Source organism: Stenotrophomonas sp. Ps181, from assembly GCF_025697425.1.
In the GTDB taxonomy this organism is placed as follows: Bacteria; Pseudomonadota; Gammaproteobacteria; order Xanthomonadales; family Xanthomonadaceae; genus Stenotrophomonas; species Stenotrophomonas sepilia.
In genome coordinates, this window is sequence record NZ_JAHWBI010000004.1 from 159,208 (window position 1) to 183,442 (window position 24,235).

Below are 24,235 nucleotides of genomic sequence, written 5' to 3' on the forward strand. Positions count from 1 at the left end.
CGACAGGGGTCGGCCCTTCGCGCATCGCGATGGCAGATCGACTGGAGTTCCGGCCCCTCATGAGCGACATCCAATCCCTCACCACCCAGGCGCTGGCCGATGTGGCCGCCGCACAGAGTCCCGACGTGCTGGAACAGCTGCGCGTTGCCCTGCTTGGCAAGAGTGGCAGCATCACCTCGCAGCTCAAGCAGCTCGGCGCCCTGCCGGCGGACGAGCGCAAGGCCGCTGGTGAAGCGATCAACCAGGCCCGCGACGCGCTGACCCGCGCGCTGGGCGAGCGCAAGGCGCTGCTGGAAGACGCGGCGCTGGATGCGCGCCTGGCCGCCGAAGCCATCGATATCACCCTGCCGGGCCGCAACGGCGACCGCGCCGGCCTGCATCCGATCACCCGCACCCTGGAGCGCATCACCGGCATCTTCGGCCGGCTGGGCTACGAGCTGTCGGAAGGGCCGGAGATCGAGGACGACTGGCACAATTTCGAGGCGCTGAACTTCCCGCCGCACCATCCGGCGCGCGCCATGCACGACACCTTCTACTTCGGCGACGGCCGCCTGCTGCGCACGCACACCTCCGGTGTGCAGGTGCGCTACATGGGCGACCACGCGCCGCCACTGCGCATGATCGCCGCCGGCAAGGTGTACCGCAGCGACAGCGACCAGACCCATTCGCCGATGTTCCACCAGGTGGAAGGCCTGCTGGTGGACGAGCATTCGACCTTCGCCGACCTGAAGGGCACGCTGGCCGAGTTCGTGCGCGCGTTCTTCGAGCGCGACTTCGAGATGCGCTTCCGTCCCAGCTACTTCCCGTTCGTGGAGCCTGGCGCGGAAGTGGACATCGCCTGGCAGCAGCCCGACGGCAGCACCCGCTGGCTGGAAGTGCTGGGCTGCGGCATGGTCCATCCGAACGTGCTGCGCAACGTCGGCATCGATCCGGAGCGCTACACCGGCTTCGCGTTCGGCATGGGCGTGGAGCGTTTCGCGATGCTTCGTTACGGCGTCAACGATCTGCGTGCGTTCTTCGAGAACGACGTGCGATTCCTGAAACAGTTCGCGTAAGCCGCAACCATGTAGAGCCGAGCCATGCTCGGCTGCTCCTAAATTCGCAGGCCCAGGCGCATGCGCCGGGCCCACCAGGGTGACACCATGAAATTCTCCGAAAACTGGCTGCGCAGCCATGTCCCGACCGGCGCCTCGCGCGATGAACTGAGTGCAGTGCTGACCGCCATCGGCCTGGAAGTGGAAGAAGTGACCGCGCTGGGCGAAGGCCTCGATCACGTGGTCGTGGCGCGCATCGTCGAGGCCGTGCGCCATCCCGAAGCCGATCGCCTGCAGGTGTGCAAGGTCGATGCCGGGCAGGGCGAACTGCTGCAGATCGTCTGCGGCGCACCGAACGCGCGCCCGGGCCTGGTCGCGCCGCTGGCCATGGTGGGTGCGCAGATCGGCGAACTGAAGATCAAGCCGGCCAAGCTGCGCGGCGTGGAGTCCAACGGCATGCTGTGCTCGGCCAAGGAGCTGGGCCTGGACAACGATGCCTCCGGCCTGCTGGAACTGCCCGATGATGCCCCGGTCGGCCAGGCGCTGGTCGAGTACCTCGGCCTGCCGGACGCCAGTATCGAGATCAAGCTGACCCCGAACCGCGCCGACTGCTTCAGCCTGCGCGGCATCGCCTACGACGTCGCCGCCGCCACCCGCAGTGAAGTGCTGGATTTCGCCGCCGACGCCATTCCGGCGGCCGGCAGCCGCGAGCTGGCCATCCAGCTCGACGCCGGGGCTGAAGCGCCGCGTTACCTGGGCCGTGTCATCGAAGGCGTCAACGCCGCCGCCAGGACTCCGCTGTGGATGGCCGAGCGCCTGCGCCGCAGTGGCGTGCGTCCGGTTTCGCTGCTGGTCGACATCACCCAGTATGTGATGCTGGAGCTGGGCCAGCCGATGCACGCCTACGACCTCGGCACCCTGCAGGGCAGCATTGCCGTGCGCCGTTCGCGCGCGGGCGAGAGCCTGAAGCTGCTGGACGGCCGCGATGCTGCGCTGGACGACAGCTTCCTGGTAGTCACTGACGCCGATCGTGCGATCGGCCTGGCTGGCCTGATGGGCGGCTTCGACACCCGTGTCACCGACGCGACCACTGCCGTGTTCCTGGAGGCGGCGCACTTTGCGCCCGCTGCGATCATGGGGCGTGGCCGCAAGCTGGGCCTGCACACCGATGCCGGCCATCGCTTCGAGCGCGGCGTCGATCCGGCGCTGCCGCGCATCGCGATCGAGTACGCCACCCGCCTGGTGCTGGACCTGGCGGGCGGCACCCCGGCGCCGGTGACCGAGGCCGTGCGTGAAGCCGATCTGCCGCAGCCGGCGACCATCGTGCTGCGCCGCGCCCGCATCGCCCGCGTGCTCGGCATCAGCATCGACGATGCCGAAATCGAGCGCATCCTGCGCGCGCTGGGCATGGACGTGGCCGCCACTGCCGACGGTTGGCAGGTGGTCGCGCCGAGCCGCCGCTTCGACATCGCCATCGAAGAAGACCTGATCGAAGAGCTGGCCCGCATCCACGGTTACGAGCAGATCCCGACCACGCTGCCGGGCGGTGCTTCGCGCGTGGCGATGCCGAGCGAGACCCAGCTGGACGCGCTGAGCGTGCGCCGCCAGCTGATCGCCCGTGACCAGCAGGAAACCGTCAATTTCGCCTTCGTCGACGATGCGCTGCTGACCCAGTGGCAGCTGCGCGACGGCCTGGTGCCACTGGCCAACCCGCTGTCGGCCGAACTGGCGGTGATGCGCCCGTCGCTGCTGCCGGGCCTGGTCGCCACCCTGGGCCGCAACGCCGCCCGCCAGCTCGGTCGCGTGCGCCTGTTCGAACTGGGCCGCGTGTTCGCCCAGCAGGCCGGCGGGGCGTCGACTGGCGAAAGCCGGCCGGCACCGCTGGAAACCCTGCGCGTGGCCGCTGCGGTCTGCGGCGAGGCGCAGGCGGTGCAGTGGGGCCTGCCGACTCGCAAGGTCGACTTCCATGACCTGAAGGGCGACCTGGAATCGCTGGCGGCTGCCAGTGGTGCGGTACTGGAGTTCCGCCCGTCGGCCCGTGCCTACGGCCACCCGGCGCGGTCGGCCGAGGTGTTCCGCGATGGCGTGGCGATCGGCTGGATCGGCCAGATCCACCCGCGCCTGGCCAAGGCGATGGATATCGAGGCCGATGTCTACGCCTTCGAGCTGGATATGGAACCGCTGAGCGCCCGGCGCCTGCCACGTGCCGGCGAGCTGTCGCGCTTCCCGGCGGTGCGTCGCGACCTGGCGTTCCTGGTGCCTGAGCAGGTGGCCTGGGCCGATCTGGCGGCGACCGTCCGCCAGGCCGCCGGCCCGCTGCTGCGCGACCTGAACCTGTTCGACCGTTACGTCGGCCAGGGTGTCGAGCCGGGATTCAAGAGTCTCGCTATGGGCTTGATTTTGCAGGACAAGTCGCGCACTCTGACGGACCGCGACGTGGATGCGGTGGTGGCCGAGGCGGTCACTGCCATCGAGCGTGAACACCACGCCCGGATCCGCGGCTGAGCGGGCAGCACTCGGGGGTAGCAGGCAATGGCATTGACCAAGGCGGAGATGGCGGAAAAGCTGTTCGACGAAGTCGGTCTGAACAAGCGGGAAGCCAAGGAATTCGTCGACGCGTTTTTCGATGTGCTGCGTGAAGCATTGGAACAGGGACGTCAGGTGAAGCTGTCGGGCTTCGGTAATTTCGATCTGCGGCGCAAGAACCAGCGCCCGGGTCGCAACCCCAAGACCGGCGAGGAAATTCCGATTTCCGCCCGTACGGTGGTGACCTTCCGGCCGGGCCAGAAGCTCAAGGAGAGGGTGGAAGCTTATGCTGGATCCGGGCAGTAATCGCGAACTACCGCCGATCCCGGCCAAGCGCTACTTCACCATCGGTGAAGTCAGCGAGCTGTGCGACGTCAAGCCGCACGTCCTGCGCTACTGGGAAACCGAGTTTCCCAGCCTTGAGCCGGCCAAGCGCCGAGGCAACCGCCGCTACTACCAGCGCCATGACGTGCTGATGGTGCGGCAGATCCGCAGCCTGCTGTACGAACAGGGCTACACCATCGGTGGTGCACGCCTGCGCCTGGACGGTCCCGATGCCCGCGAGGAATCGGCGCTGAGCAACCAGATCATCAAGCAGGTGCGCATGGAGCTGGAAGAAGTGCTGCAGTTGCTGCGCCGCTGATCCCATTTCCATCGTAATCCGCTATACTTCACGGCCCGCCGCACTGGCGGGCACATCGCAGCATCAGTCGGGGCGTAGCGCAGCCTGGTAGCGCATCTGCCTGGGGGGCAGAGGGTCGTCGGTTCGAATCCGGCCGTCCCGACCAAAAGCAGCGATAGAACAAGGGCTTGCGCCATACGGTGCAGGCCCTTTTTCGTTGTGCACCCTATTACCACCCTATCGCCACCCTATCGAGGAAGCGCGATACCCGTGGTGACCGGCTGCCACGGCGCCTCGTGGCCGCCCAGATAGTGCTCGGTCATCGACGCGTTGCCGTGTCCCATCAGCGCTTGAATCTGCTCCGTGGTCCAGCCCGCATCGCGCAGCAGCGCACCGCCCAGGCTGCGGATCTCATGGAAGGTTGGCGGCGCCTCGCTACCCACGCCGGCAGGATCGCGCGCCTTTGCGGCAGCATCGCGCGCCTTCGCGAACGCACGCGACAGCTGCTCGGGCAACACCTGTGTGTGGTGCGCTCGGTCCTTGGCGCGCTTGTCGCTGGGCCTAGCCTTCTCCGGCAGCCGGTGAATCACGAACGGCGAAACCACGTCATCGCGGCAGCGGGCCAGCAGGTCGAGCAGCGGGCCAGCCACGGCGATCTGTAGTCGAACGTTCGTCGAGCTCTCGGTTTTCGACGGCACCACCCACAGGTGGCCGTCTCGCACGTCGGTGAACTTGACCGTTACCACATCCTCTCGGCGCAGCAGCGTCACCAATGACAGGTCCATGGCGTTGCGCAGCCATGGCGCAGCTTGGTCCCATATGGCCCGGTAGACGTCGAGGGTCAGGCGCTCGCGCTTCCGTTCATGCTGGAACCGGCGAGTCGCCAGCGCAGGGTTGGTATCTATCCAGCCTTCCTCCACGGCGCAGGCCAGGATCCAGCCCAGCACCAGCCGGAACTGCTGGCGCGCGCGGTCGGATTCGGTCACCTCGCGGATGAAGGTGGCGCACACCTTCACCGTCACGTCGGCCACTGCCTTCGAACCCAGCCCGGCCTCGATGCGTCGGATCACGCTTTCGTAGACCTCGGCCGTCTTCGGCGCCCACTTCCTACCGGGCACGTCATCGCGGCGGAACACGACAATCGCATCGGCCACCGTCTCGCCGGGTGTGATGACCCTCGCGACCAGGTCGTCGGTCGGGATCAGCAGCGCGTTGAGCTTCTTGGCCGCGGCGAACGCGCGGGCCTGGTCGGTGCCCATCCACGTTTCTTTCTTCGTGACCGGGTGCCGGTACTTGAACCCGTCCCGGTTGGGGTACAGGTTGGTCGGCCATGCCTGGCGGCTCTTGCTTCGTTGCCTCGGTGCCATCGTCAGGCCGCCTCACCCAATACTCGCGCGACAAGATCATCGCCGCCGGCGAGCCATTCGTGTTCGTCGATGAACCAGGTGCCGCCCACCTTGCGGCCGGGCAGCTTGCCCTCGCGCAGCAGTCGTTGCAGCACCTGCATGGACGGGCGGCTGCCTTCTTCGAAGTAGCGGGCCAGCCACCGCTCGGGGGTCATCAGTTGCATGCTGGTCTCCCTCAGCTCGCCGCCAGCGCCGCGCGCTGGGTCTTGGGTTTGCGTTCTGCGAGGCCGAGCTGGAACTGCAGGACATTGTCGGCCGCGGTAGGCACGACGCCAGTGCGCGCGCTGCGCGCCGGGCGGTTGAGCCGGCGCCACGCTTCGATGGCCTTGTCGGGGTCGGCATGCTTGCTGGTCGACCTGCAGGCGCACTCGACCAGGTGACCGCCACCGGCGGAGGCGGAGCGCTTGTCGTGGATGTGGCGCGCACGGTGGCCGGCGGCGCAGTTCGGCAACCCTTCCGGGTGGCTGATATGTTCCTGGGTCATGGCTTGTTGCACTCCTCGATGCGGGCTTCGAGCTGTTCCAGAAGGAAGGCTGCTTGCGCGGCGCCAGTCAGGCGGCGACCGTTATCCATAGGTGGGCTCCTTTGGGCATTGGTTGCACGCGGCTGTCTGGGGTGCGCGCAGGGAGAACCTGGTGCCGCGCACGTGCTCACCTGGGCGGATCACGACATGGCCGCACGACAACAGACATTGGAATCGAGCGGCAAGGACGCTCGCGCCAGGCGAAGGAACGAACTGCGCGCGGATTACGTTGCGCACAGGTGCAGCGGTGAGCAGCTGGTCAGCCATGGCAGTTCTCCGCCCGCCGCGACGGCATGGCAGAATGCCGGCGAGTCCACAGGGGGATCTTCAGGTGAGTGTCTTGGTGCACGTAGGTAAGGCTGCGACGACTGGACTTGACTGGACCGCCATATCGGCCGTTGCTACTGGCGTCGCGGCGGTAGTTGCTCTGCTTGTAGGCATCCTGCCCGTATGGATCGATCGAACAGCGAAGAAGAGGCAGGCGATCGCGCTTGCGAAGGTGCTCGCCGATGACCTTGCAATCCAAGCGATTACTATCCGCGCCGTGTTCGAAGTGCCCACATCGGGGGTGGCCGACGCGTGGGAGTACGATCAGATGGCCAGGTCTCTCTCCGTACTTAGTTCGGCTCAGGCGCGGGAACTGATTCCCTTTAGCCAATACTTGCCTAGACACGTTGAGAATGAAGTAACGAAGGCAGTGGCATTGCTCTCTGCCGCTGAGAAGCGGCGAGTCCACCTGTTTACGCCTGAGCCGGGTCAGCGGTACAACGTAGAGGGCGACTTGTCTTGGTACAGAGAAGTTGCTGTTGGACTCTCCAATCTCCGGCAGGCCTTGGCGACCTGGCTCAACCTTCAACTCGTGGCTATCGAGGAGCCTGGAATGAACCTCGGCAAAGGACTTAAAGAGAACGCAGGCGCAGATCGTGCCGATTGGCAAGGCGCCAAGCGGCTCGCGCACATTGCAAGTAAGTACGAGTAGCAACGGTGGCTTGATCAGGACGACGGCGCAGTAGGTCGGCAGGGCCAGGTGGCGCATTACTCGGTCTCCTGTTCGCTGGTGGGCTCGGCCGGCGAGGGCGCCGGGCTGACGGGCGGTGTGATGGGCGGGATGCCGACGGCCATGGCGGCGAAAAAGTCGTGGTCGGTCACGCGGCTGCTCCTTCGGCGATGTGGCTGTCTACCCATGCACGCATGCGCGTCCATCGCTGCTCTGGCGTTTCGTTGTCCCAGCACCACTCGCCGTCGTTCTCGTGAACGATCTCCGCTGCCATTGCTTCGGCGATGCCGAAGGCTTTGCTCACGGCCTCGCGGTCGTCGGGGTCCAAGCCGGTCATGTCCAAGCCGCGCTTGGCGCCAATGACGCCCAGCGTGCAGTGGCAGCCGGTGCTGTCCTGGAGCTGTTCGGCGATGAGGCGCTTTTCGGGCATCGCGTCGAGCGCATCGCGAAGCTCGACCAGGAATTTCTGGCCGCGCTTGCCCCGCAAGGCGGAAGAAACTGCGCCGCGCCAGCAGATCAGTGGCCAGGTGTCGCAGTCGTCGCTGTAGCCGCTGCGGCTCATGCGGCACCGCCTTTGACGCGAGCCAGAGCGGCATCGAGATCCGCCGTGCGGGTGTGGATCAATGCCTCGGGACCTCGCATGTGCTGCAGCGATGTGCGCGTGTCCTGAGTAGCCTTGACCAAGCCGGCAAACGCGTCGTGGATCATCTGCAGTTCGCTGGCGACGTTCTTGCACGCGCGCGCTGACAGGCTCAGGCCGTCCGGGCCTTCCGCTCCGCCGGCAATACCTTTGGCATGCTGTTGGAGCAGCTGCAGCAGATCGACAGGGGCGCTCATGCCGAACCTGCCTGTGCGCGCGCTGCGCGGCGAACGGCTGCAACCGCACCAGCAGCGCTCTGGCCATGCCGCAGGACGGCATTGGCGGCGATGCTGGCGGCGACGACGACCTGGTAGGGGAGGAGGCCCCAGCGGCGCCCGGCGCGGGCGACGATGCCGGCGGCTGCAGCGGCGCGCTGAGCGGTGGAGTGGTTGGCGAGGGCGGCGCTCATGCGGCGGCGCCCTGCTGCGCGGCGCGCAGCTGCTTGGCGGCTTCCAGCAGCTGGCCGGCATAGCGCTCGGCTTCGTCAGCGGACTGGAGGAGGCGGGCAGCGCCCAAGTTGGAAACCACCTTGGCGTTGAGGCTGTCGACGGCGACGGTTGGCGTCGACTGGCGGACGCCGAGGGAAAGGATGGCCATGCGGATCTCCTGCGCCCGATCCCGGGATGGGGTGGTGTTGGGCGACTGGAGGCAACGTTAGCTACGAACTAATCATTAGTCAACAGCTAACCGCTAATATTTTGCCGAATGGCTGGTCCTCACCGCCACGGCCGGTGATGGCCACCCCTGCAACTGATACGCCTAGGCCTGCTAGGAACTTGGCTGAGCCGTTCCTGAGGCATTGACGCTATTTGCGCGAGAGGGGTTTCACCGAACTGATGCGCTGAGGTATGCTCCGCCGCAGGAGTGCAACTACGCGATGGTTGCACAAGTAGGAGCCCGGCCGGACGATGAGCGGGAACAGGATGTCTGCACGGCTACAGAGACAGCTCGAAAGGTTGGCGCGCATACCAAGGGATCTGCGATGGGCCGAGCTGAGGGCGCCATTGTTGGCGCTGGGTTTCGAAGAGCAGCAGGGCGATGGCGCTGCTGTTCGTTTTCGTCATGGCTCGAATCGAAGCCATGTCATACGTCTACATAAGCCGCATGGCCGGAACCCTCCGACCGTTCTCGTTGTCTATGTACGTGAGGTGGTGAGGTGTCTGCGCGAGTGGGGATACATGAATGAATGAGCATATCGAGTACCAAGGTTATAAGGCCAAGATCAGCTACTCCCAGGAGGATGACGTTCTTGTTGGGAGAGTGATCGACGTCGATGCTTTGATCATGTTCTCAGGCTCTTCAATTGCCGAGCTTAAGGCGGAATTGAAGGTCGCAATTGACAGCTACTTGGCCGAATGTGCGGAGTTGGGGCTGCAGCCGGAGAAGCCTTACAAGGGCTCTTTCAATGTGCGGGTTGGATGCGAAACTCACCGCAAGGCGGCCAACAAAGCCAAAGTGTGGGGTGTTTCCCTTAACGAATTTGTGCGCCTTGCCATTGAGCAGGCAGTTGATCGTCACGTTCAGTTCGAAGGGGCAGTTATGGTCGCACGTGCACCTATTGTTCACAGCATGGAGCAGCTGTACATGCCTGTCAGTGGCGCGTCGACCCGCCGCGTTACTCCCGACGCTTACGGAAGGAGCCATTGATGTCCAGTCCGGCTGACTTCAGCATGGTGGGTGCACGCTTCAGTCGAATCTTCATCGACGAGCAGGCATTTGTAGGAGCCCAGGGCACCTCGTTCAACATGGAGATTAGTGTTCAGGCTGCTCGTGTCTCCGAGCACAAGTTTGACGATCGCAGCGTTATCGAGATGGGTGTCCAGGCTCGAGCAGTTGGTGTTGACGACGACGGGAACCCTGCTCAACTGGATGAGGTCTTCATCATGGAATGTGTGGCCGGATTTGTTGGTAGCTCGCCGGATCTCGATGGCGACCTTGATCGCTTTGCGCAATCATCACCGTTCTTTGGTCGAGCAATCTACTGGATGCTGAGAGAACGTATGCAATCGGTGGTTTCTGTGACGTTACTGCGGCACGCTAACGACCTTCCATGGGATTTGGACGAGTCAGTCGCAAAGAAGCTGAGGGGTGATGACTCGAAGCCAAAGAAGGTCGCAAGGAAGAAGAAAGCCCCGCACTAGCGGGGCTTTTTGTCATCCAAAACGGGGACAGCAGTAAGAACTATCTTCGTACTTAGAATTTCCGCAGCCCGGCGTGGATCAATGCCTTCCCCAAAATGGTCACATCGCCTGGATCCGGCCGATACGCCGGGAAGTCGGTGTTGACGCTCACTACGTATAGCCCATCGCCACGCTTCTGCAGCATCTTGATTTGCGTCTCGCCACCGATGTTGATCAGGTAGTAGTCGTCGCCGTCGAAGTAGTCGCAGCTGGTGTCGATCCAGACAATGTCGCCGTCTTCGAGCTTGGGCCGCATCGATGGCCCGCGGCCGGTGATGATCTGGATCCTGCCAGGCTTGGGTAGGTATCCGAGCTTCCGGCGGACCTCCCACTCGGCGACCTCGATGGTCTTCACTACCTCCGGGTAGTCCTGGTTGACCAGCCCTGCACCCATCCCTGCACCCCCTTCAAACAAGTCGAAGCGAACATAGCCGGGCTGCGTCTCAATCTCCGGGATTGATGAGACGGAAGCTTCACCATCGTCGCTCCATTGGGGGCGGTCCATCCAGCCATGGTCCTTGCCGAGGGCCAGGCTTATCTTCTTGGCTACGTCGTCACCGATGTATTTGCCGCCGAGCAGCTGAGACACATACGACGGGGACAGGAAGCCTCCAAGCTGGGCCCCCTGATCCCGACGCTTAGTGATCCCCTTCGACTCGAGCGCCTCGACCAGGTGGCGAAAGTTGCGGCTGCGGATTTCGCGAATGTCCATCGAGCAAGGTTAGTTGGTAACTAATCTAAATCGTGCAGCTGACAGCTTGCGTTTAGGCGTTAGCTGTGAGCTAATGGGCGGCATGGACATGTCAGCCCTCGATAGAGCAGTTGAGTCGGCAGGTAGCCAGCAGGCTCTTGCCCAGCTTCTTGGCATCAAGCCGCCGTCGGTTTCCGGCTGGTACGACCGCCGCCGAGTGCCTGCGGAGAGATGCATAGCCATCGAGCAGGCCACTGGTGTGTCTCGCCACCAGCTGCGTCCTGACGTTTTCGGGCCGGAACCCCGTATCCAGGGTGAAGCTCTCGCGCAGCTGCGTGCAGAAGTCGACAGCCGAATGAGCAAGCGCGCGCTGCGCCGAAGGCTCGGCATCGCGAGTGACCGTCATCTCGCAACCTTGCTTCAGCTCCCCGCCGCAGAGGTGGAGGCGTGGCCCGAAGAGGGCGTCTTGCCCGCACTTCCCCAGATCCAGCGCCTGCTCGGCATGGAAGTTGCGCCGGTTGTGGCGCCTGCAAACAACGATCCCGACGCCGATCGCATCGGTCCTGTCGACACCGCCTGAAAGGCCATCCCTGGCCGTCGTCCCTGACTTGTTGATCTCCATGGCGCCCATCGTGCGCCACCCGGGCCCAACCCGAAACCTTGAAACACAGCCTTCCCCAAGGTGACCCATGACCTGCCGCACATCCGCACTTAACTGGCTCGACGTTCTCTACAACTCCGTGCGCAAGACGCCCGGCGGTGTCGTGGACGCAGCCGCTTTCCTAGCCGACCGCCGTGGCAAATCCATGCACCCGGAGACGCTGCGCGCGAAGCTGCGCGGGCTGGAGGGTGAGTCCGTGACGATGGAAATCGCCGAACTGCTGACCGAGTGGATGCAGGAGAAGGCAGGCGGCAGCGATTACGCCCTGGACTGGATGCAGGCGCTTGCCGGGCAGTTCGGCATGGCGGTGGCCACCGTTCCGCCTCCGCCGGAGGGTGGCTGGTCGGACGAGATTGGCGCCATCCAGACGAAGCTGCTGGAGATCACCACGCGGGTGGGGCGCCTGTCGGGCACTGCGGTGGATGCGATGGCCGACCGCCACATCGACAGCGACGAAGCCAAGCTGATGGTGGAAGAGGCCAGCTCGCTGATCACGATGGCGCACCGGCTGATCCGCAACGTGTCGCGCGCTGCAGCAAAGGGGAGGGCGCGTCGATGAACCACCCGGCCCGCTCCACCGATCCGCTGTCCAGTCACATCGCCGCCGCCGCGCTCGCTGAAAGCGGCGCGCTGCGTGTCCAGCACGCCAAGACCGAGGCTGCGGTGACCCGCCACCCTGGCCAGAGCAGCCTGCACCTGTCGACGCTGACTGGCCTTGACCGCCACATGTTGGGTCGCCGACTGCCTGAGCTGGCCCGCGAGGGACGCATTTGGCGCGGCCCGACCGCGCCGTGCGCTACCACCGGCAAGCCCGCATGCACCTGGTGGCCAGTTGCGCCGGGCGAGAACCTGACGCTGGGGCTCTGACATGTCGACCATCATCATGTCGCAGTGCTGGCCGCTGCAGGGCCTGAGCGTTACGCAGAAGGCTGTGCTGATCTCGCTGGCTGATCAGGCCAACGACGACGGTGTGTGCTGGCCGGCGGTGGGCACCATCGCCGCGCGCTGCTGCATGTCGGCGCGCGCTGTGCGTACGGCAATGGATCATCTGGAGACCGTCGGCCTGCTGACCCGTGACCGCCGGTTCAACAGCAGCACGGTCTACAAGGTCACTCCGGCCAACTTCGACAAGGCCGCTGCGCCTTCGAAGGCTGGCCGCAAGTCTGGAAAAGCAGGTACTGCACCGGGCGCAGGGGCTGCGCCCCATGCAGGGGGTGCGCCCGCTGCAGGAGGGGATGCGCCCCATGCAGGGGGGGATGCACCGGGCGCAGGTCTAGGGGTGCGCCCCGTGCCGCCTAACCGTCATATAACCCTCAATGAACCGTCAGGAGAACCGTCATTTCCGGCGGGCCTGCCGGCCGCGCCGCTGGCGGTGGATTCCGAAACCGACCTGCAGGCCGCGTGCCGTGCCACCTGGGCGGCTTACGCCAGCGCCTACCGTGACCGCCACGGTGTGGCACCGGTGCGCAACGCGAAGGTCAACGCAAACGTCCGGCAGATCGTGCAGCGGCTCGGCCACAGCGAAGCACCGCTGGTGGCCGCGTGGTTTCTGACCGTCAACGAGCGCTACGTGGTGCAGAACATGCACGACCTGGGCGCGCTGCTGGCGAAGTGCGAGGCATACCGCACGCAGTGGGCCACCGGTCGGCAGGTGACCGAGGAGGCCGCGCGGCAGACCGACAAGACGCAGACCAACCTGAGCGCCGCCGACGCGGCCAAGGCTCTGCTGGCACAGCGGAGGGCGGCACATGCTGGGTAATCAGGAGCAGGATCGGCTGGTCGATCTGCTGGTGGCCACCGCCGAGGTGATTGGCGACCAGCTCAGCCCGAACGCCGCCGCCTACATGGTTTCGGATCTGGCGCAGTACCCGCTGCCGATGCTGGAGCGCGCGCTGGCGTCGTGCCGCCGGGAGCTGAAGGCGCGGCTTTCGCTGGCGGCGATCCTCGAACGCATCGAGGACGGCCACCCGGCACCAAATGAGGCATGGGCCAACGCGATCCGCGCCGCTGACGAAGGTGCGACCGTGGTGTGGACTGAGCAGACCCGCGATGCGTGGGCGGCGGCGCTGCCGCTGGTGCAGGCGGGCGACAAGATCGCTGCCCGGCCGGCATTCCTGGAGGTCTACACCCGGTTGGTGAAGGAAGCGCGCGCTGCGCACCGGGTCGCCACCTATCAGCTGTCCCTTGGCGGCGACGTGTCCGGTCGGGATAGCGTCCTGCGCGAGGCGGTGGCCGCTGGCCAACTCATGAAGGAGCAGGTGGAGCAGTACCTGGCACTTCCGCCCGCCACCCCGGCCTTCGACCCGGTGGCGCTGCTGGCCGGAACCGTTGAGGCGTCGCCGACCGCGGACGAACGGACCCGTTCGCGCCTGGCTGAGGTCGTCGCGCTGCTGGAGGGCAAAGCGGCATGAGCCCCGATCACTTCAACGTCGAAGTGCGCCCAGTGAGCGAGCCAGTGGCCGAGGCGGGCTGGTATCTGGCCTACGGCTACGGGATCAAGCCGCTGGTGGTCTACGCAACGCGCGGGATGACTGTCTGGCGCGACGGCATGCGGCGGATCCCGATCACCCGCTACGCCGGCCCGATCCCGGAGCTGCGCTGATGTGGTCGAACGCACCGCCGCCGACCGAGGCGGAGGCAGCACGCATCGAACTGGCGAAGACCGGGCCGTGCATGGCATGCCTCGTTCGCTACGCGCATGGACTGATGGCGAAGAAGCACGTGATCTACGGGTGCGAATACAACCACGCCAAGTCGGGAAACATCCGGCGCGGCCATTTCTTCGGCTACGCGTTGTGCCAGTGGCATCACCAGCGCTACCGAACCGAACACATGACGCAGAAGCAAATGGTGGCCCGCTGGGGCCCACCGCTGCACTGGTCCAAGAGATTCCACGAGGCGTTCGGATCCGACGACGACCTGATCGCACAGCAGACCTACATCAACGAACTGAGGGCGGCAGCATGAAGAAGACGAAGGCCATGGCGCCGAAGATCAACCCCCAGCGTGCGCCCCGCGAGCGGCGGATGGACCACAACACCGTGTCCCGGCCCAAGCGAGTCAAGGCACGTGTGCTCGCCGATGGCCCGGTCGAGACGGTGGAGCAGTTCGAGGCACGCGGCGGGCAGGTGCAGCGCCTGTCGGCCAGCTGGGACCGTGCGGCGTGACAGGTGCCGCAATAGAAGACAACCAAGCGCGATCGCGCGCTGCACGAGCAAACCACCAAGGGGAAGGCGCATGGGAATGAACGAGGCACGCGAACTGCTGTCGAGCCGGACGGGGCCGAGGGCACTGAGCTTCGACGGAAGCATCGGCGGACCGAGCACTGAGGAAATCTTGGCCGCCTTGGCGTACGTCCCGGCTGGTCTTGGTCGCGAACTGCTGGAGGCGCTGTGGTGGCCGGAGAGTGGTCAGCGGAGACGCGAGCAGCTGCGCCAGGCGGTCATCTCCCTGGTCGCGCCCGAGTTCACCCGCCAGATGCACGCTCTTGCCGACGCCCGCACTGACTACGGCATTGCCAAGGCCAGCATGGGCTGGTGCGGCGGGTCGATTACGGAAGCGCAGCGGCGGGAGCTGCTCCGTACGGAAAAGGCTCTGGACGACGCGCGCGCTGCGGCCTGGCCGAACAACACGATGGAACAGCTGGGAGTATTGGCCGGGGCGGTGATCGCTGAAATGGCCGGCGCGCGCCAGTGCGCGCACTGCGACGGCAAGAGGGTTCTGCGGGACCAGCGCGTAGCAGGTGTAGTGAACTGCGTCGAGTGCGGTGGTAGCGGGTATGAGCCGCTTAGCGGTCGTAAGCGCGCCGCCGCGATCGGGGCCGACTGGTCGGCATACAGCCGGTTCTGGCGCCCGGTGTACGAGTGGATGCTGTGCAGCTTCCGTGCTGCCGAGGCGCGCGCTGCAAGTAAGTTCAATAGGGCTCTTTCCAAGGCTGCATAGCGATGACTTCCTAGGTCATCGGAAACGGGTGCAATCTTCCCAGCATCCAGACGCAAGCCCCGGCCAAGCCGGGGCTTTTCTTTTCCAGGAGACGCCATGGCGCAGATCACTCCCCAACAGGCTGGCGGCGTGAACGTCGTGGCCTTCCTCGACATGCTGGCCTGGTCCGAAGGTACGGACAACGGCAAGCAGCCGACCAAAGACCGTGGCTACGACGTGATCGTTGGCGGGCAATTGTTCAAGAGCTACGCCAACCATCCGCGCGTGCTGGTGGACCTGCCGAAGCTCAAGATCCAGTCGACCGCAGCCGGCCGCTACCAGCTGCTGCGCCGCTACTACGACGCCTACAAAAAGACGCTCGGCCTGAAGGACTTCTCGCCTCTGAGCCAGGACCTGATTGCGTTGCAGCAAATCCGGGAGCGCCGCGCGCTGCCGCTGATCCAGGCGGGCAAGATCGAGGACGCCATCAAGGCCGTCCGCAAGATCTGGGCGAGCCTGCCCGGCGCGGGCTACGGCCAGCACGAACACAAGCTGGCCGACCTGCTGGCGGTTTACCGCAAGGCCGGCGGGACGGTGGCGCCATGATCGGGGTCGACGTGGATTGGCAGGCAATCGGCACCGCCGTCGGCGGCCTGATGGTTGGGGCTGGCGGTGTGGCGCTGTGGTGGCGCAAGCAGTTCGTAGAGACAGCCAGAGAAGGGGCCGAGGTCAACGTGATCCAGCTGATGCGCGAGGAAGTGACCCGGCTGGGCGAAAGGGTTGGCCGCATGGAGGCCAGGGAACTGCGCCTGATCCGCCACATCTACCGGCTGGAAGGGTTGATGCGCGCGGCCGGCTTGGAGCCGCCGCCGTTTGACCCGGACAGCGACACCATCAGGGCAGGAGGGTCCGAATGAACCGAATCACCATCGCGGTTGCTGCCTTCGTCCTGTGGTCAGGCGCAATGTTCGGTGCTGGCTGGGCGTGGCGTGGCGACCGGGCCGATGCCAGCGACGCCACCCTGCGCGCCGCCGGCGCATCGGCAGTCGCCGACCAGGTGAACCAGACCCGTGCCACCGAGCAGAGCAAGGCTCTGCAGCTGGCCGACATTGGAGCTAAGCATGAAGAAGACCGCACTGCGGCCGCGACCGTCCCCGTTGCTGTTGTGGCTGACCTGCGCGCTGGGCGTCTCCAGTTGCGCGACGACCTCGCCACCTGCCACACCGCTCGCCTGTCCGAAGCTGCCGCCGGCGCCGCCGAACGTGATGCGCGAGCCGAATTACGTCCAGAGGTTGTCGGAGCTGCTGTTCAGATCGTCACCGACGCCGACGACCAGCTCCGAGCATGCCAAGCAGTGATCCGGGTGGATCGCGATCAGCACTGACCGAAATCTGGAGTCAACTTTTATCTGAGGGCCGCCTTGAGCGGCCCTCTGCCGTTTTGGTGCCTCGGATAGGCCGTTGCACCGACTACCGCCGCAAAGGCAACAACTAAGGAGCAATTCAATGAGCAAGAACGAACACAAGGACGACTACATGATGCAGCGCGCAGGCGGTGGCACGATCGATCAGCCGATGGACGATAGTGGCTGGCAGGTCAGCGGCAGCGTCGTGAACGAAAATGGGCGCCCCGTGGGTGCGAGCTTCACCGGCAACATCGACGGCACCGCCGTCAGCGGTGAGGTAAAGACGGGCAATGCGCAGGTCAAGGTGGGCGAGAACGACTCGTTCCTGAATCTGAAGTACCAGAACGAACGCGTCACTGGTACGGTCGGCTACGGCGTGGGTAACGAAGAGGCCCGACTGACCGGCACCTTCGACAGCAACGGCAAGCTGTCTGGCTCCGCCAAGGTCCAGTTCAAGAACACCGCGATCGACATCTCCCCTGCAAGTGCCGGCATCACGTATGACTTCGGCGGCGGTTGGTCCGGAAGCGTCCGACAGGAGTTCGGCGGTGGCATGGGAATCCAGTTCTCCGGCGGCTCGTCCTTTGGTGGTGGCAGCAGCTTCAGCCTGAGCCTGGGCGCTTCGGGGGGCGGTGGCGGCTCGTGGGGCGTGAATGCCAAGTTCCAGCTGATCGTGCTGACGAACTAAGGCCAGGCCCGGCCAGCGAAAGCGCTGGCCGGGCATCTACTTCTTGGCGTGTCCAAGCGCCTCAGCAATGCAGGTGACAGATTCCGAGGTGCTTCGTCGATGGGACGAATTAACGGGGTGGAGCGCCGCATGCTGGCGCTTGGCCGGCTGAAGACCGGCGAGATGAACAAGACCGAGGCTGCGTATGCCGCGCGGCTGCGTGCGCTGCAGGCTGCGGGCGAGGTCCAGTGGCACCGGTTCGAGGGCATGAAGCTGCGCCTGGCCGACAACACGTTCTACACCCCGGACTTTGCGGTCATGGCTGCCGATGGCGTCATGGAGTGCCACGAGGTGAAGGGGCACTGGCAGGACGATGCCAGGGCCAAGATCAAGATTGCCGCGGCCATGTACCCGTTCCGCTTCATTGCGGTGAAGGTCAGGCCCAAGCGCGACGGCGGTGGCTGGGAAGTGGAGGAATTCTGATGCACTCGACAGTGACTGCGTCGGTCCGCCTGCGCTGGTGGCTGCGGTGGTATCTAGCTGCCGTGGTGTGGTTTGCCAGGGCCACGGGAATGGAGCCGGACTGGAAGCGGGTTGAGTGGTGGATACGCCGCGGCCTGGTGCCGCGAACGACGAGGGTTGGTGATGGACGCTGCACGGATTGAAGAGGTGGCGCGCGCTGCGGCTGTCACGGCCCTGGCGGGGCTGATTGAGAGCAGCACCGACAGCCGTATCGACCGAATGGTCGGGATCATCGAGCAGCAGGGCAAGCAGATCGCCGAGCTGGCCATGCACGTGGGGCTGCTGGTGCAGGCGGTGGCGCAGCTGCTGGGCGAGGAGGCCGGCGCACCGGTGCAGGATGAAGGTGCCGAGCCTGCGCGCGTCGACCTGGACGGGAAGCCCTACTGATGAGCGCCCGAGGGCTGGCAGGTAACCGGCAGGCCAAGCGCGCCTTGCCGACGAACAGCCGAGCCTGGCGCGCGCTGCGGGAGACCATTCTGGTTCGGGACCTGTACCGATGCCAGGAGCATGGCTGCGGTGTTCTCTGCAGCGGGCGAGGCCAAGCCCACGTCGACCATGTGGACGGCGACCCCAATAACAACGCCCCGGAGAACCTGCGGACGATGTGCGTCAGCTGCCATAGCCGGAAGACGGCCCGCGAGGACGGCGGCTTTGGGAACGCCCAGCAGGTGGTTGTGGGGTGCGACGCCGACGGTTGGCCGATCAAGTAGGCCAACAGTGCCGGCGCGGGGTTATCCACAGAAAGCTGAATGAAAAGGGGAGGGGGGCTCAAAAGTTTGGGCCGATCGCCCGGCGATACGTGCGCCCCCCCTTCTTCGCACATCCACAGTTGGAAAGACGACCCCCCGACCGGGGCAGAAAATGGCAAACCCAAGGACACCAGCCGCAAAAGCGGCAGTTTCTGGCGCAGCGGCCAAGAACCCAAAACGGCACAAGGACCGCAAGACGCCGAAAAAGACCAAGGCGGTCGGGCCTCCCTACAAGGGGATGACCAAACCGCAGATCGCGGTATGGCGTGAGCAGGTCGAAAACATGCCGTGGCTGCATGCCGGCCACCGGCTGTTGCTGCGCCAGGTCTGCATCTTGGCGGCTCGGATGGAGACCGACCCCGACATGGGGGTTTCTGCCCTTCAGGCGCTGGGCTCCCTGCTTTCCAAGCTCGGCGCAACGCCGGTTGACGAGACAAAAGTGAATCATGGCGGCGAAGAGGACGAAGACCCCGACGACAAGCTCTTCTGATCGCACTGCGGCCTATGCGCTGGCGGTGGTAGCAGGTGAGATCGTGGCCGGCCCCCATGTGCGGAATGCATGCCGCCGGCACCTGAAGGACCTGCAAGACGGTCACGAGCGCGGCCTCTACTTCGACCAAGCTGCGGCGCAAAGGGTTTTTGAGTACTTCGAGACGATTCTGAAGCTCTCCGAGGGCCAGTTCGAGGGCCGCTCTTTTGAGCTGCACCCCTCGCAGGCATTCATTCTCGGATCGCTGTTTGGCTGGAAGAAAGCAGACGGGAACCGGCGATTCCGTCGCGCCTACATCGAGATGGGCAAGGGCAACGGAAAGTCGCCCATGGCCGGCGGCATTGGTTTGTATGGGATGACCTCCGACGGGGAGGCTGGCGCGCAGATCTACGCCGCCGCCGCGAAGAAGGAGCAGGCCGGAATCCTGTTCGCCGACGCGGTGAAGATGGTTAAGGCGTCAAAGGCGCTGATGAAGCGTCTGGAGTTCTCCGGCGGCGAGGGGCGCGAGTACAACATCGCTCACCACAAGAGCGGCAGCTTCTTCCGGCCGGTTTCGCGGGACACCGGGCGAACAGGCTCCGGTCCTCGCCCGTACTTCGTTCTTGCCGACGAAGTCCACGAGCTGCCCGACCGGCGCGCCATCGAGATGCTCGAGCGCGGCTTCAAGTTCAGGCGACAGCCGTTGCTGTTCATGATCACCAACTCGGGCAGCGACCGAAACAGTGTTGCCTGGGAGGAGCACGAGCACGCGGTGAAAGTGGCGGCTGGGCATACCGAGGCGGTCAACGATCCGACCTTTGTCGGTGAGCCGCTGGACGATCGCACTTTCAGTTACGTGTGCGCGCTCGATGATGGCGACGACCCACTGGAGGATCCGACCTGCTGGGCCAAAGCGAACCCGTTGCTCGGGATCACGATCACCGAGGAGACGCTGCGGGACATTGTTCACCAAGCCAAGGCGATTCCCGGCCAGTTGAACGGCGTGCTGCGCCTGCACTTCTGCGTCTGGACCGATGCTGAAACTGCATGGATGACCCGAGCGACGCTGGAGCCGGCATTGGCCGACTTCGAGATTGCCGAACACCACGGAAAGCCGGTGTATGGCGGGCTCGATCTATCGCAGGTGCGCGACCTGACCGCTGCGGCGTTCGTCGTCCAAACCGGCAGCGTGCCGGTCACCGTCATGGTGGAGGGCGAGGAGCGCGTGGTCGAGAAGCCGACGTTTGACGCTTGGATTGAGGCATGGACGCCCGGCGACACGGTGGACGCACGCCAGCTGAAGGACAAGCTGCCCTACCGGACGTGGATCGAGGCTGGCCACTTGCACGCGCCGAAGGGCAAGACGATCAGCTTCCGGCATGTGGCTCAGACGCTGGCCGACTACGACCAAGGCTACTCCATTCAGCTGATGGCCTATGACCGGTATGTGTTCCGCCGCTTCGAGGACGATGCCAAACAGATTGGCCTTTCGCTGACCTTCGCCGAGCACCCGCAGGGCGGCACCAGGAAGGGCAAGCCGCTAGAAGCCGCAGCCGAGGCCGCCAAAGCAGCAGGGCAGCCGGTGCCAGAGGGCATGTGGATGCCCGGCTCGCTAAGCCTGTTGGAAGAGGCCCTCTTGGAGGGCCGGATCCGACTGAAGAAGAACCCGGTCCTCGTTTCAGCGCTCATGTCGGCGGTGATCGAAACCGACAAATGGGATAACCGCTGGCTCTCCAAAGAGCGGTCCATCAACAAGATCGATCCGGCCGTCGCACTGTGCATGGCTATCGGTGCAGCGCACGCGAGCTTTGTCCGCTCAGCTTCTGTGTACGAGAAGCGCGGGATCCGGTTTCTATAGGGAAAACCATGTCCAGGTTCAATGAAGAAGACCTGAAGTCGCTGGACCGGCTCTGGAATCCGCCGCCGGCGGCGCCACCCAGCGCACGCGCTGAGGCCGGCCAGTTCACGGGAATGAATGATCCGGCTTTGCTGGAGTTCATCCGATCACAGGGCGGCCACGGCGGCGGTGGCTACCAGCTGCGCAACATGGCGGTACTCCGCTGCCTGTCCCTGATTTGCGGAACCATCGGCATGTTGCCCCTGAACCTGGTCGAGTCGGGCAGGAAGAAGCGGATAGCCGACGAGCATCCCGCGCACCGCCTGCTGAAGATCAAGCCGAATCCGTGGCAGACGCCATTGGAGTTCAAGCGGCAGATGGAGCTGGCCAGGCAGCGGCACGGGGATGCCTACGCGCGGATCGTGTGGTCGGCAGGCCGGCCAATCCACCTTATCCCGCTTGACTCCCCAGCGGTGCGGGCAGAGCTGGGCGACGACTGGCGCATGCTCTACCGGTTCAACAGCAAGAAGCGTGGCGAGGTCATCCTCAAGCAGGAAGAAGTGCTGCACATCCGTGACCTATCGGTGGACGGCGTGACCAGCCTGTCCAGGATGAAACTGGCAGATCGGGCTATCCGATTGGCGCTGGATGCGGAACAGGCAGCGAGTCGGATCTTTGAGACCGGCAACATGGCCGGTGGTGCCATCGAGGTGCCCAATGCGCTCAGCGACGTAGCCTACGAGCGCATGCGCACGTCCCTCGACACCGAATATGCCGGCGCCGCCGCGGCGCAGCGCTGGATGCTGCTGGAGGAGAACGCCAAGGCCAACAAGTTCGGCAGCACCGCCCAAGAGGCCCAGCATGTCGAGAACCGCAGCGCACAGGTGGAGGAGGTGGCCAGGCTCTACGGTGTTCCCCGTCCGCTGCTGTTCCTGAGCGATACCAGCTGGGGCACCGGCATCGAGCAGCTGGGCATCTTCTTCCTGCAGTACACGATGCTGGAGCACTTCACCAACTGGGAGCAGGCGGTCGCGCGATCGCTCATCGACGAGCGGGATCTGGAGCGCTATCAGCCCAAGTTCAACGTGCGGGCGCTGATGCGCGGCACGCTCAAGGATCAGGCGGACTTCTTCAAGGCCGCTCTCGGCTCCGGCGGTACGGCGCCGTTCCACACGCAGAACGAGATCCGCGACCTGCTGGACTATCCGGAATCGGATCAGCCAGGGGCCAACGACCTGATCAACCCCATGACACAGAAGGGAAAGAGCAATGAGCCTCCGGCAGCTGCCTGAAATCCGTGCTGAGCGACGGCTCGGCGCAGCCCAGTTCGACATGCGCCCCGACGCGCTCGAACGCTGGGAGCCCGAAGTCCGCGCCGCCGGCAACGACGCGAACAGCATCTCGATCTATGACTCCATCGGCGAGAACTGGGAGGGAACCGGCGTCACCGCCAAGCGCATCAGCGCCGCCCTTCGCGCGATCGGCGACAAGGACGTGGTGGTGAACATCAACTCGCCCGGCGGTGACTTCTTCGAAGGGGTCGCCATTTACAACCTGCTGCGCGAGCATCCAGGCAGAGTGACCGTCCAGGTCATGGGCCTGGCCGCGTCGGCGGCGTCGGTGATCGCGATGGCCGGCGACGAGATCCTGATGGGCGACGGATCGTTCCTGATGATCCACAACGCTTGGGCGGTGGCCATCGGCAATCGGCACGATATGGCCGACGCGGCAAGGCTGCTGGAGCCCTTCGACACGGCTATGGCCAAGGTCTACGCGGCCCGCTCGAGCGTCACCGAGGCCGAAGCTGCCCGGATGATGGACGAAGAGACCTGGATCGGCGCCGCCCAAGCGGTAGAGGACGGCTTTGCCGATGGTCTGCTTGATGGAGCTGCTGCCACCAAGGATGCCAAGCAAGCATCGGGCGGGCGCAAGGCGCTGGCCTTGGTGGAGGCGGCGATGGCCAAGGCAGGCCACTCCCGCTCCATGCGGCGCGACACCTTGAAATCGCTGTTCAACGGCAAGCCGAGCGCTGCCGGGTCCGCCACGCCGAGCGCTGGCGGCAACGAAACCTCGGCCCTGTTGCAGGGCCTTCTCGACAACATCAAAGCCTAAGAGGCCAACACATGACCAAGATGACCCACGGCCGCGTCCCGCGCGGCCTCGTTTCCGTGCACGCCGATGGCGGCAGCCAGCCCGACGTGAAGGCGCTGGTGGAGTCGCTGAACAAGGCGTTTGCCGAGTTCAAGGCCGAGCACACCAAGCAGCTGGAAGAGATCAAGAAGGGCAGCGCCGATGCACTGCAGGCCCTCAAGGTCGACAACATCAATGCCGACATCACCCGCCTTCAGGCGGCGGTCGACCAAGCCAACACCCAGATGGCCGCGTTCCAGATGGGCGGCGGCAGCGCCGGCAGCGGCGTGGCCGACGCCGAATACACCGATTCGTTCCGTGCACACTTCCGCAAGGGTGAAGTGCAGGCGGCCCTCAACAAGGGCGCGGCCGATGAGGGCGGTTACCTGGCACCGGTCGAATGGGACCGTTCCATCACCGACCGCCTGGTCATCGTCTCGGACATGCGCCAGCTGGCCAACGTGCAGCCGTGCTCCGGGGCGGGCCTGACCAAGCTTTACAACACCGGCGGCACTTCGTCGGGCTGGGTGGGCGAAGAAGATCCACGCCCGGAGACTGCAACGGCGAAGCTGCGTCCGCTCAGCTTCGGCTGGGGCGAGATCTACGCCAATCCGGCGGCGACCCAGCAGCTGCTGGACGATGCTGAAATTGACCTGGAGGCATGGCTGGCCGGCGAGGTCGAGCTGGAGTTCGCCAAGCAGGAGGGCGATGCGTTCTTCTCCGGCAATGGCGTCAACAAGCCCTTCGGCATCCTGACCTACGTGGACGGTGGGGCCAATGCCGCGAAGCATCCGTTCGGTGCTATCAAGGTCGTGAACAGCGGGGTGGCGGCCGGCATCAACGGTGACAGCATTCTGGACCTGGTCTATGACCTGCCATCGGCATTCACCGCGGGCGCCAAGTTCGCGCTGAATCGCAAGACGCAGGGTGTGGTCCGCAAGCTGAAGGATGCGCAGGGCAACTACCTGTGGCAGCCCTCGCTGGTGGCCGGTCAGCCTTCGACCCTGGCGGGCTTCGCCGTGCAGGACGTGGCGGCCATCCCCGATGTGGCAGCCAACGCTGTCGCTGCCCTGTTCGGCGACTTCAAGCAGACCTACACCGTGTACGACCGCAAGGGCGTGCGCGTGCTGCGCGACCCGTACACCAACAAGCCCTACGTGATGTTCTACACCACCAAGCGCGTGGGCGGCGGCGTGCACAACCCGGAGCCGATGCGCGCCCTCAAGATCGCGGCTGCGGCCTAATCACCCCACCA

Annotated in this window: 36 protein-coding genes and 1 tRNA gene; 29 read left to right on the top strand and 8 right to left on the bottom strand. The window is 65.1% G+C overall.

The window, feature by feature from the left end; all coding sequences use genetic code 11:
- The first annotated feature begins 59 nt into the window (after nt 1-59).
- The 5 genes from KXV01_RS10700 (at nt 60) to KXV01_RS10720 (ending at nt 4,348) form a co-directional block, all read left to right on the top strand.
- A complete protein-coding gene (locus tag KXV01_RS10700; RefSeq protein ID WP_005417865.1) occupies nt 60-1,055 on the top strand; it encodes a phenylalanine--tRNA ligase subunit alpha in 996 nt (331 codons plus the stop codon).
- An 87-nt stretch (nt 1,056-1,142) separates the two neighbouring features.
- Nucleotides 1,143-3,539 (top strand): phenylalanine--tRNA ligase subunit beta, encoded by a 2,397-nt coding sequence (gene pheT, locus KXV01_RS10705; protein WP_263467758.1) that lies wholly within the window; start codon nt 1,143-1,145, stop codon nt 3,537-3,539.
- Nucleotides 3,540-3,566: 27 nt separating this feature from the next.
- A complete protein-coding gene (locus tag KXV01_RS10710) occupies nt 3,567-3,866 on the top strand; it encodes an integration host factor subunit alpha (protein ID WP_005410432.1) in 300 nt (99 codons plus the stop codon).
- Nucleotides 3,847-4,203 carry a MerR family transcriptional regulator gene (locus tag KXV01_RS10715; protein WP_005410431.1) on the top strand — a complete coding sequence of 119 codons (357 nt, stop codon included), beginning with the start codon at nt 3,847-3,849 and terminating at the stop codon, nt 4,201-4,203. The genes KXV01_RS10710 and KXV01_RS10715 overlap by 20 nt, the downstream gene beginning before the upstream one ends.
- Nucleotides 4,204-4,271: 68 nt before the next feature.
- Nucleotides 4,272-4,348 (top strand) — tRNA-Pro (locus KXV01_RS10720).
- Between the two features lie 82 nt (nt 4,349-4,430).
- On the opposite strand, the gene KXV01_RS10725 is transcribed toward KXV01_RS10720, so the two are convergent.
- The 3 genes from KXV01_RS10725 to KXV01_RS10735 are packed head-to-tail and all read right to left on the bottom strand — an operon-like array spanning nt 4,431 to nt 6,072.
- Nucleotides 4,431-5,549 carry a tyrosine-type recombinase/integrase gene (locus tag KXV01_RS10725; protein WP_263467759.1) on the bottom strand — a complete coding sequence of 373 codons (1,119 nt, stop codon included), beginning with the start codon at nt 5,547-5,549 and terminating at the stop codon, nt 4,431-4,433.
- A gap of 2 nt (nt 5,550-5,551) precedes the next feature.
- Complete coding sequence (locus tag KXV01_RS10730; protein WP_049441206.1) at nt 5,552-5,752, bottom strand: hypothetical protein; 201 nt, start codon at nt 5,750-5,752, stop codon at nt 5,552-5,554.
- Nucleotides 5,753-5,763: 11 nt separating this feature from the next.
- On the bottom strand, nt 5,764-6,072 hold the full coding sequence (locus tag KXV01_RS10735; RefSeq protein ID WP_263467760.1) for a hypothetical protein: 309 nt from the start codon (nt 6,070-6,072) through the stop codon (nt 5,764-5,766).
- 382 nt (nt 6,073-6,454) lie between these two features.
- Between KXV01_RS10735 and KXV01_RS10740 the strand changes: the two genes are divergently transcribed.
- Nucleotides 6,455-7,090 (top strand): hypothetical protein, encoded by a 636-nt coding sequence (locus KXV01_RS10740; protein ID WP_263467761.1) that lies wholly within the window; start codon nt 6,455-6,457, stop codon nt 7,088-7,090.
- Between the two features lie 166 nt (nt 7,091-7,256).
- Here KXV01_RS10740 and KXV01_RS10745 read toward each other — a convergent pair whose 3' ends face one another.
- Genes KXV01_RS10745 through KXV01_RS10760 form a run of 4 tightly spaced genes read right to left on the bottom strand, consistent with a single transcriptional unit; the run spans nt 7,257 to nt 8,345 of the window.
- Entirely contained in the window at nt 7,257-7,670 is a 414-nt protein-coding gene (locus tag KXV01_RS10745; RefSeq protein ID WP_263467762.1) for a hypothetical protein, read from the bottom strand.
- Nucleotides 7,667-7,945, bottom strand: coding sequence for a hypothetical protein (locus KXV01_RS10750; RefSeq protein ID WP_263467763.1), 279 nt, complete (start codon nt 7,943-7,945; stop codon nt 7,667-7,669). The genes KXV01_RS10745 and KXV01_RS10750 overlap by 4 nt, the downstream gene beginning before the upstream one ends.
- The gene (locus tag KXV01_RS10755) at nt 7,942-8,157 is read right to left on the bottom strand and encodes a hypothetical protein (RefSeq protein ID WP_263467764.1); all 216 of its coding nucleotides are present in this window, start codon (nt 8,155-8,157) and stop codon (nt 7,942-7,944) included. Before KXV01_RS10755 ends, KXV01_RS10750 begins: the two co-directional genes overlap by 4 nt.
- On the bottom strand, nt 8,154-8,345 hold the full coding sequence (locus KXV01_RS10760) for a hypothetical protein (RefSeq protein ID WP_263467765.1): 192 nt from the start codon (nt 8,343-8,345) through the stop codon (nt 8,154-8,156). Before KXV01_RS10760 ends, KXV01_RS10755 begins: the two co-directional genes overlap by 4 nt.
- A gap of 585 nt (nt 8,346-8,930) precedes the next feature.
- On the opposite strand from KXV01_RS10760, the gene KXV01_RS10765 reads away from it, so the two are divergent.
- Both KXV01_RS10765 and KXV01_RS10770 read left to right on the top strand, forming a co-directional pair.
- Complete coding sequence (locus KXV01_RS10765) at nt 8,931-9,395, top strand: type II toxin-antitoxin system HicB family antitoxin (protein WP_263467766.1); 465 nt, start codon at nt 8,931-8,933, stop codon at nt 9,393-9,395.
- Nucleotides 9,395-9,889 carry a hypothetical protein gene (locus KXV01_RS10770; RefSeq protein ID WP_263467767.1) on the top strand — a complete coding sequence of 165 codons (495 nt, stop codon included), beginning with the start codon at nt 9,395-9,397 and terminating at the stop codon, nt 9,887-9,889. The genes KXV01_RS10765 and KXV01_RS10770 overlap by 1 nt, the downstream gene beginning before the upstream one ends.
- 52 nt (nt 9,890-9,941) lie before the next feature.
- Here the strand turns inward: KXV01_RS10770 and KXV01_RS10775 are convergent, their stop codons facing one another.
- Nucleotides 9,942-10,640 carry a S24 family peptidase gene (locus KXV01_RS10775; RefSeq protein WP_263467768.1) on the bottom strand — a complete coding sequence of 233 codons (699 nt, stop codon included), beginning with the start codon at nt 10,638-10,640 and terminating at the stop codon, nt 9,942-9,944.
- Between the two features lie 88 nt (nt 10,641-10,728).
- Between KXV01_RS10775 and KXV01_RS10780 the strand changes: the two genes are divergently transcribed.
- The 21 genes from KXV01_RS10780 (at nt 10,729) to KXV01_RS10880 (ending at nt 24,224) form a co-directional block, all read left to right on the top strand.
- Nucleotides 10,729-11,199 (top strand): helix-turn-helix domain-containing protein, encoded by a 471-nt coding sequence (locus tag KXV01_RS10780; RefSeq protein WP_263467769.1) that lies wholly within the window; start codon nt 10,729-10,731, stop codon nt 11,197-11,199.
- 109 nt (nt 11,200-11,308) lie between these two features.
- On the top strand, nt 11,309-11,839 hold the full coding sequence (locus KXV01_RS10785) for a phage regulatory CII family protein (protein WP_263467770.1): 531 nt from the start codon (nt 11,309-11,311) through the stop codon (nt 11,837-11,839).
- Nucleotides 11,836-12,147 carry a winged helix-turn-helix domain-containing protein gene (locus tag KXV01_RS10790; protein WP_263467771.1) on the top strand — a complete coding sequence of 104 codons (312 nt, stop codon included), beginning with the start codon at nt 11,836-11,838 and terminating at the stop codon, nt 12,145-12,147. Before KXV01_RS10785 ends, KXV01_RS10790 begins: the two co-directional genes overlap by 4 nt.
- 1 nt (nt 12,148) lies before the next feature.
- Complete coding sequence (locus KXV01_RS10795) at nt 12,149-13,039, top strand: helix-turn-helix domain-containing protein (RefSeq protein WP_263467772.1); 891 nt, start codon at nt 12,149-12,151, stop codon at nt 13,037-13,039.
- Nucleotides 13,029-13,691, top strand: a complete 663-nt coding sequence (locus KXV01_RS10800) for a hypothetical protein (protein ID WP_263467773.1) — start codon at nt 13,029-13,031, stop codon at nt 13,689-13,691. The genes KXV01_RS10795 and KXV01_RS10800 overlap by 11 nt, the downstream gene beginning before the upstream one ends.
- Entirely contained in the window at nt 13,688-13,882 is a 195-nt protein-coding gene (locus KXV01_RS10805; RefSeq protein WP_005418745.1) for a hypothetical protein, read from the top strand. Before KXV01_RS10800 ends, KXV01_RS10805 begins: the two co-directional genes overlap by 4 nt.
- Nucleotides 13,882-14,247 carry a Ref family protein gene (locus tag KXV01_RS10810; protein WP_263467774.1) on the top strand — a complete coding sequence of 122 codons (366 nt, stop codon included), beginning with the start codon at nt 13,882-13,884 and terminating at the stop codon, nt 14,245-14,247. Before KXV01_RS10805 ends, KXV01_RS10810 begins: the two co-directional genes overlap by 1 nt.
- Nucleotides 14,244-14,447: a hypothetical protein gene (locus tag KXV01_RS10815; protein ID WP_263467775.1), complete on the top strand. Its 204-nt coding sequence runs from the start codon at nt 14,244-14,246 to the stop codon at nt 14,445-14,447. The genes KXV01_RS10810 and KXV01_RS10815 overlap by 4 nt, the downstream gene beginning before the upstream one ends.
- 76 nt (nt 14,448-14,523) lie before the next feature.
- Entirely contained in the window at nt 14,524-15,222 is a 699-nt protein-coding gene (locus KXV01_RS10820) for a hypothetical protein (RefSeq protein WP_263467776.1), read from the top strand.
- A 96-nt stretch (nt 15,223-15,318) separates the two neighbouring features.
- A complete protein-coding gene (locus KXV01_RS10825; RefSeq protein WP_263467777.1) occupies nt 15,319-15,807 on the top strand; it encodes a glycoside hydrolase family 104 protein in 489 nt (162 codons plus the stop codon).
- Complete coding sequence (locus tag KXV01_RS10830) at nt 15,804-16,118, top strand: hypothetical protein (RefSeq protein ID WP_032129818.1); 315 nt, start codon at nt 15,804-15,806, stop codon at nt 16,116-16,118. Before KXV01_RS10825 ends, KXV01_RS10830 begins: the two co-directional genes overlap by 4 nt.
- Nucleotides 16,115-16,585 carry a lysis system i-spanin subunit Rz gene (locus KXV01_RS10835; protein ID WP_263467778.1) on the top strand — a complete coding sequence of 157 codons (471 nt, stop codon included), beginning with the start codon at nt 16,115-16,117 and terminating at the stop codon, nt 16,583-16,585. Before KXV01_RS10830 ends, KXV01_RS10835 begins: the two co-directional genes overlap by 4 nt.
- Before the next feature lie 121 nt (nt 16,586-16,706).
- The gene (locus tag KXV01_RS10840; protein ID WP_053497189.1) at nt 16,707-17,294 is read left to right on the top strand and encodes a hypothetical protein; all 588 of its coding nucleotides are present in this window, start codon (nt 16,707-16,709) and stop codon (nt 17,292-17,294) included.
- Nucleotides 17,295-17,393: 99 nt separating this feature from the next.
- On the top strand, nt 17,394-17,756 hold the full coding sequence (locus KXV01_RS10845; RefSeq protein ID WP_229765986.1) for a DUF1064 domain-containing protein: 363 nt from the start codon (nt 17,394-17,396) through the stop codon (nt 17,754-17,756).
- Between the two features lie 162 nt (nt 17,757-17,918).
- The gene (locus KXV01_RS10850) at nt 17,919-18,182 is read left to right on the top strand and encodes a hypothetical protein (RefSeq protein ID WP_263467779.1); all 264 of its coding nucleotides are present in this window, start codon (nt 17,919-17,921) and stop codon (nt 18,180-18,182) included.
- Nucleotides 18,182-18,505 carry an HNH endonuclease signature motif containing protein gene (locus KXV01_RS10855; RefSeq protein WP_263467780.1) on the top strand — a complete coding sequence of 108 codons (324 nt, stop codon included), beginning with the start codon at nt 18,182-18,184 and terminating at the stop codon, nt 18,503-18,505. The genes KXV01_RS10850 and KXV01_RS10855 overlap by 1 nt, the downstream gene beginning before the upstream one ends.
- Before the next feature lie 151 nt (nt 18,506-18,656).
- On the top strand, nt 18,657-19,034 hold the full coding sequence (locus KXV01_RS10860; protein WP_258390909.1) for a hypothetical protein: 378 nt from the start codon (nt 18,657-18,659) through the stop codon (nt 19,032-19,034).
- A complete protein-coding gene (locus KXV01_RS10865; protein ID WP_263467781.1) occupies nt 18,991-20,871 on the top strand; it encodes a terminase large subunit in 1,881 nt (626 codons plus the stop codon). Before KXV01_RS10860 ends, KXV01_RS10865 begins: the two co-directional genes overlap by 44 nt.
- Nucleotides 20,872-20,879: 8 nt before the next feature.
- Nucleotides 20,880-22,142 carry a phage portal protein gene (locus KXV01_RS10870; protein WP_111096863.1) on the top strand — a complete coding sequence of 421 codons (1,263 nt, stop codon included), beginning with the start codon at nt 20,880-20,882 and terminating at the stop codon, nt 22,140-22,142.
- Nucleotides 22,120-22,962 (top strand): head maturation protease, ClpP-related, encoded by an 843-nt coding sequence (locus tag KXV01_RS10875; protein ID WP_111096864.1) that lies wholly within the window; start codon nt 22,120-22,122, stop codon nt 22,960-22,962. Before KXV01_RS10870 ends, KXV01_RS10875 begins: the two co-directional genes overlap by 23 nt.
- Before the next feature lie 11 nt (nt 22,963-22,973).
- Nucleotides 22,974-24,224 carry a phage major capsid protein gene (locus KXV01_RS10880; protein ID WP_111096865.1) on the top strand — a complete coding sequence of 417 codons (1,251 nt, stop codon included), beginning with the start codon at nt 22,974-22,976 and terminating at the stop codon, nt 24,222-24,224.
- Nucleotides 24,225-24,235: the final 11 nt, after the last annotated feature.

Excerpts from the sequence above, each read along its gene's own strand:
- KXV01_RS10825 (WP_263467777.1), top strand. The coding sequence starts at position 15,319 with ATGGCGCAGATCACTCCCCAACAGGCTGGCGGCGTGAACGTCGTGGCC.
- KXV01_RS10790 (WP_263467771.1), top strand. The coding sequence starts at position 11,836 with ATGAACCACCCGGCCCGCTCCACCGATCCGCTGTCCAGTCACATCGCC.
- KXV01_RS10880 (WP_111096865.1), top strand. The coding sequence starts at position 22,974 with ATGACCAAGATGACCCACGGCCGCGTCCCGCGCGGCCTCGTTTCCGTG.
- KXV01_RS10865 (WP_263467781.1), top strand. The coding sequence starts at position 18,991 with ATGGCGGCGAAGAGGACGAAGACCCCGACGACAAGCTCTTCTGATCGC.
- pheT (WP_263467758.1), top strand. The coding sequence starts at position 1,143 with ATGAAATTCTCCGAAAACTGGCTGCGCAGCCATGTCCCGACCGGCGCC.
- KXV01_RS10850 (WP_263467779.1), top strand. The coding sequence starts at position 17,919 with ATGGACGCTGCACGGATTGAAGAGGTGGCGCGCGCTGCGGCTGTCACG.
- KXV01_RS10755 (WP_263467764.1), bottom strand. The coding sequence starts at position 8,157 with ATGAGCGCCGCCCTCGCCAACCACTCCACCGCTCAGCGCGCCGCTGCA.
- KXV01_RS10860 (WP_258390909.1), top strand. The coding sequence starts at position 18,657 with ATGGCAAACCCAAGGACACCAGCCGCAAAAGCGGCAGTTTCTGGCGCA.
- KXV01_RS10785 (WP_263467770.1), top strand. The coding sequence starts at position 11,309 with ATGACCTGCCGCACATCCGCACTTAACTGGCTCGACGTTCTCTACAAC.
- KXV01_RS10800 (WP_263467773.1), top strand. The coding sequence starts at position 13,029 with ATGCTGGGTAATCAGGAGCAGGATCGGCTGGTCGATCTGCTGGTGGCC.
- KXV01_RS10700 (WP_005417865.1), top strand. The coding sequence starts at position 60 with ATGAGCGACATCCAATCCCTCACCACCCAGGCGCTGGCCGATGTGGCC.
- KXV01_RS10715 (WP_005410431.1), top strand. The coding sequence starts at position 3,847 with ATGCTGGATCCGGGCAGTAATCGCGAACTACCGCCGATCCCGGCCAAG.
- KXV01_RS10810 (WP_263467774.1), top strand. The coding sequence starts at position 13,882 with ATGTGGTCGAACGCACCGCCGCCGACCGAGGCGGAGGCAGCACGCATC.
- KXV01_RS10710 (WP_005410432.1), top strand. The coding sequence starts at position 3,567 with ATGGCATTGACCAAGGCGGAGATGGCGGAAAAGCTGTTCGACGAAGTC.
- KXV01_RS10815 (WP_263467775.1), top strand. The coding sequence starts at position 14,244 with ATGAAGAAGACGAAGGCCATGGCGCCGAAGATCAACCCCCAGCGTGCG.
- KXV01_RS10760 (WP_263467765.1), bottom strand. The coding sequence starts at position 8,345 with ATGGCCATCCTTTCCCTCGGCGTCCGCCAGTCGACGCCAACCGTCGCC.
- KXV01_RS10855 (WP_263467780.1), top strand. The coding sequence starts at position 18,182 with ATGAGCGCCCGAGGGCTGGCAGGTAACCGGCAGGCCAAGCGCGCCTTG.
- KXV01_RS10870 (WP_111096863.1), top strand. The coding sequence starts at position 20,880 with ATGTCCAGGTTCAATGAAGAAGACCTGAAGTCGCTGGACCGGCTCTGG.
- KXV01_RS10845 (WP_229765986.1), top strand. The coding sequence starts at position 17,394 with ATGGGACGAATTAACGGGGTGGAGCGCCGCATGCTGGCGCTTGGCCGG.
- KXV01_RS10805 (WP_005418745.1), top strand. The coding sequence starts at position 13,688 with ATGAGCCCCGATCACTTCAACGTCGAAGTGCGCCCAGTGAGCGAGCCA.
- KXV01_RS10770 (WP_263467767.1), top strand. The coding sequence starts at position 9,395 with ATGTCCAGTCCGGCTGACTTCAGCATGGTGGGTGCACGCTTCAGTCGA.
- KXV01_RS10735 (WP_263467760.1), bottom strand. The coding sequence starts at position 6,072 with ATGACCCAGGAACATATCAGCCACCCGGAAGGGTTGCCGAACTGCGCC.
- KXV01_RS10835 (WP_263467778.1), top strand. The coding sequence starts at position 16,115 with ATGAACCGAATCACCATCGCGGTTGCTGCCTTCGTCCTGTGGTCAGGC.
- KXV01_RS10765 (WP_263467766.1), top strand. The coding sequence starts at position 8,931 with ATGAATGAGCATATCGAGTACCAAGGTTATAAGGCCAAGATCAGCTAC.
- KXV01_RS10795 (WP_263467772.1), top strand. The coding sequence starts at position 12,149 with ATGTCGACCATCATCATGTCGCAGTGCTGGCCGCTGCAGGGCCTGAGC.
- KXV01_RS10745 (WP_263467762.1), bottom strand. The coding sequence starts at position 7,670 with ATGAGCCGCAGCGGCTACAGCGACGACTGCGACACCTGGCCACTGATC.
- KXV01_RS10875 (WP_111096864.1), top strand. The coding sequence starts at position 22,120 with ATGAGCCTCCGGCAGCTGCCTGAAATCCGTGCTGAGCGACGGCTCGGC.
- KXV01_RS10775 (WP_263467768.1), bottom strand. The coding sequence starts at position 10,640 with ATGGACATTCGCGAAATCCGCAGCCGCAACTTTCGCCACCTGGTCGAG.
- KXV01_RS10840 (WP_053497189.1), top strand. The coding sequence starts at position 16,707 with ATGAGCAAGAACGAACACAAGGACGACTACATGATGCAGCGCGCAGGC.
- KXV01_RS10750 (WP_263467763.1), bottom strand. The coding sequence starts at position 7,945 with ATGAGCGCCCCTGTCGATCTGCTGCAGCTGCTCCAACAGCATGCCAAA.
- KXV01_RS10725 (WP_263467759.1), bottom strand. The coding sequence starts at position 5,549 with ATGGCACCGAGGCAACGAAGCAAGAGCCGCCAGGCATGGCCGACCAAC.
- KXV01_RS10780 (WP_263467769.1), top strand. The coding sequence starts at position 10,729 with ATGTCAGCCCTCGATAGAGCAGTTGAGTCGGCAGGTAGCCAGCAGGCT.
- KXV01_RS10730 (WP_049441206.1), bottom strand. The coding sequence starts at position 5,752 with ATGCAACTGATGACCCCCGAGCGGTGGCTGGCCCGCTACTTCGAAGAA.
- KXV01_RS10830 (WP_032129818.1), top strand. The coding sequence starts at position 15,804 with ATGATCGGGGTCGACGTGGATTGGCAGGCAATCGGCACCGCCGTCGGC.
- KXV01_RS10820 (WP_263467776.1), top strand. The coding sequence starts at position 14,524 with ATGAACGAGGCACGCGAACTGCTGTCGAGCCGGACGGGGCCGAGGGCA.